This is a genomic window from Aureispira sp. CCB-QB1, from assembly GCF_000724545.1.
In the GTDB taxonomy this organism is placed as follows: Bacteria; Bacteroidota; Bacteroidia; order Chitinophagales; family Saprospiraceae; genus Aureispira.
In genome coordinates, this window is the sequence record NZ_JHBV01000164.1 from 1 (window position 1) to 3,930 (window position 3,930).

The 3,930-nt window shown below is 38.6% G+C and carries 1 protein-coding gene and 2 pseudogenes; all 3 read left to right on the forward strand.

What is annotated here, in order from left to right; genetic code table 11:
• Positions 1-495 (forward strand): annotated as a pseudogene (locus tag CG11_RS30745) (hypothetical protein); the annotation flags it as partial.
• 77 nt (positions 496-572) lie between these two features.
• Positions 573-1,664, forward strand: a complete 1,092-nt coding sequence (locus tag CG11_RS28800) for a PorV/PorQ family protein (RefSeq protein WP_052600366.1) — start codon at positions 573-575, stop codon at positions 1,662-1,664.
• A 160-nt stretch (positions 1,665-1,824) separates the two neighbouring features.
• Positions 1,825-3,930: pseudogene (locus CG11_RS28805) on the forward strand (hypothetical protein); the annotation flags it as partial.

The following is a 3,930-nucleotide window of genomic DNA, read 5'->3' on the forward strand; positions in this document are numbered from 1 at the left end:
ACGTATGAGAACTTGGGTTATCCATTGTATGAATTTAGCTTGGATGGCTTGCAACCAACGAAAGAGGATACAGAAAAAGCCACGAGTGCATTAGATTTGATGCGAGTAGTACCGAATCCATACTATGCTTATTCAGATTACGAGGTAAAAGAGACGGATAATGTAGTTAAGATAACCAACATTCCTGCAAAATGTGACATCCGTATTTACTCATTGGATGGACGATTTGTAAAAGAGTTTAAAGTAGCTCAAGAGTATAAAAATACATTAGAATCAGGAGGTGCAAGAAATGGAATTGCAAGAGTAGGATTGGGAACCAATGGTCCAGATGCAGATGACCAAATCACAACATCTATCAATTGGGATTTGAAAAATTACTCGGGAGTTCCTGTAGCTGGAGGTGTTTACTTGATCCATGTCAAAGTGGAAGGAGTAGGATCTAAAGTATTAAAAAGCTTTATCATCAATCGAGCATTTGATGCTCAACGTTTGTAATATCTTAACTGGTACAAAATATACGCTGTGAGCTGTACTTTTTACAGCTCACAGCTAATCTAAAAAAATATAAAACAATGAATAGACTTAAATCTATCATCGCTATATTCTTACTGGGTATTTTAGTAACTCCAGAAGCAACTTTTGCTGGAAACCCTGATAGACAAGGGGAGGCAGGTGCTTATGAACTATTATTAAATCCTTGGGCTAGATCAGCAGGACTAAACGGTCTCGTAGTATCTAGTGTAACAGGCGTAGAAGCGATGCGCTTTAATCCAGCTGGAATTGGTCGTCAATACAGCAATACAGAGGTAATTGTTTCGCATACTCAATATATGGTAGGTACTGGTTTGAGTATGACTGCTGGGGGATTGGGACAGAAAATTGGGAAGAATGGTGCTGTTGGTCTTACATTAATGTCCATGAATTTTGGTGATATTCCTCTAACAACAACGAGTCAACCTCAAGGAATTACTACTTTTAGTCCTTCTTTTTTCAATATTGGTGTTGGTTATAGCCATATTTTTAGAGATAAGGAAGGGAATGAAAAAATATCTGTAGGTTTAGCAGTTCGTGTTGTATCTGAATCATTGACAAATGCTTCTGCAATGGGAGTTGCATTTGATGCAGGAGTTCAATATGTAACTGGTAAAAATAAGCAAATCAAATTCGGTTTAGCACTACGCAATATTGGTACTAAAATGAAGTTTCAAGGAGATGGACTTGCTTTTGTTGGTGTTGCGCCAAATGGTTCTACTCCATTGACAGTAGAAGAACGTGTGGCAGCATTTGAATTACCTTCTTTGTTACACATTGGAGCATCTTATGATTTTTGGTTTCCTGGAGAAACAGACTCAAGACAAGGAAAAACGAATCGTTTATCTGTTAATGCAATGTTCACAGCCAACTCATTTGCTCGTGACCAGTATGGTCTAGGTTTGGAATATGCATTCCGTGAGATGTTGATGCTTAGAGCTGCCTTTAGATACGAAGGATTGATGTTTGATACAGGTAATGCAGGAACTATTAGTAATGGTTTTACAGCAGGACTTTCTGTTCAAATTCCTTTCAAAAAAGGATCTTCAAGAAAAATCGCTTTTGATTATGGCTTTGAGTTAACAAAAGAATTTGCTGGTTCACATGCTGTTAGTGTAAGAATTGGAATCTAAATAAGAAGAGCTTTAGCTCTGGTTATGAAATATATAAAACGCTCTTCCCAAAGTCTAGGGAAAGAGCGTTTTGTGCTTTTATACTGCTATGTTCGCATGTTCTGTATCTAAAAAATTTCCCCTCAATTATTTTATTCTCTCATTACATAAGAATATAACAATGAAAAAAAATATTTTCTGGACTGCTTTTAGCAGCGTTTATATATTGACTTTGAGTACACTCTGTGCACAAAAAGGACCTCATACCAATAGAACGGAACCGAATACCCCTGCTTATCGATCCAGTTGTACGGAGTCTCGTGCCCAAACTGATTTAGCTATTAATAATGTTCGTGCTCGACTAAGAGCGGGAGGAGATATGTGGTGGGATGGAACGCAACCTCAATATGTAGTTCCCAATGTAGATCCTACATCAGGAGAACCTGAAATTGTATCGCTCTATTCTGGAGCAATTTGGTTAGGAGCTTATGATGATGGTGGCAACTTAATCTTGGCAGCTCAAACCTATCGAGGTAGTGGAAATGACTATTGGACAGGACCTTTGAACCCTGATTTGGGAACCATCGAAAAAATAGACTGTGAGCGCTGGGATTTGCATTTTACGGTGTTGGGCGACGATATTACTGCTTTAAGGGCGGATAACTTAGATCCATTAAATCCAGGTGTACAAAACACCCCTTCAAGAGGACTATTAGGATGGCCTGCAAAAGGGAATCCACATTTCTTGACAATACATGGGTTTGATATTCGTGATTACAATCAAGAATTGGCGCCATTTGTGGATTATGATGGTGATGGTATCTATGATCCTTATCAAGGAGACCATCCCATTATTGAAGTGTCAGGTTGTGAAAGTGCTGACTACAACAATCCAGTTTATGCGGATCAAATGACTTGGTGGGTGTATAATGATAATGGTAACTTGCATACACAGACAAGTGGACAAGCCATGAAAATGGAAATTCAAGCAATGGCTTTTGCCTATCGGACAACAGATGCAATCAACAACCAAACTTTTTATCGTTATAAGCTACTAAATAGAAACAAACTGTCTTTGAATGATACGTACTTCTCTCTATGGACTGACCCTGACTTGGGTTGTCGATCAGATGATTATATTGGTTGTGATACTTTAACAGGAATGGGCTATGTTTATAATGCAGATGCCAATGATGATAATCCCTGTGCAGGTTTGGCTGGGTATGGTACCGATATTCCTGCGTTGGGAGTAGATTATTTTAGAGGACCTTTAGATTCTGCTGGAAATCAACTTGGGTTGTCTTCTTTTCAGTATCATATCATTAGTACAACAGATCCCAAAGGAATTCCATCTAGTGCTGTAGGGTACTATCGTTTGATTTCAGGCTACTGGCCCAATGGAACTCCAATTACAGCAGGAGGGGATGGGTACAACCCCAATAATATAGGAGCAGCGCCAACACGTTATGTGTTTCCATCATTTCCAAATGAAAGCGGTGCTGGAGTATGGTCGATGTGTAGCGAAAGCTTATCAGGGTTAGATCAAGCTTTTTTACATACCTCAGGACCATTTGTCTTGAAACCAGGAGCTACCAATGAAATGATTTCAGGAGTAGTATGGGTGCCAAGTATCCCAGATTATCCCTGTCCTGCCTTAGAATCTTTAGTGAGTGCAGATGTATTGGCACAGAACTTATTTGACAACTGTTTTAAAATTACAGATGGTCCTGATGCTCCACATATTGATGTCATCGAAATGAACGAAGAGTTGGTCTTGAATTTATACTACTCAGCAGAGCAGAATAACTACAAATTGGGCTACGAAGAGTCTCCAGCAGAACTTAGACCTTTTGCACCATTGGATACAACGTATACTTTCCAAGGATATAAAGTATACCAAGTAAATGATCCGAACCTTTCTGTAACAGAGTTGGACGATGAGACAAAAGCACGTTTAATTTTCCAAACGGATGTAAATGATAATGTTTCTAAAATCGCGAATTGGGAAGAATTTACCGATAATGATTTAGGCTTAGTAGTCCAAGTGCCTAGAATAATGGTGGAGGGTACGAACAAAGGTATCAAACATACATTTAAAGTAGTAGAAGACCAATTTGCAGAGGGAGAAAAAGATTTGATCAATCACAAGCCTTATTATTTCTGTGTGGTTGCTTATGCTCATAACGAGTATCAAAAGTACAATTCTGTTACCAATACAGGACAGGCAACACCTTACTTACAAGGTCGTAGAAACTTTAAAATATACACAGGAATACCAAGAATCAAC

What these genes read in the sequence shown, in the direction of transcription:
- CG11_RS28800 (WP_052600366.1), top strand. Translation starts at nt 573, where the DNA reads ATGAATAGACTTAAATCTATCATCGCTATATTCTTACTGGGTATTTTA.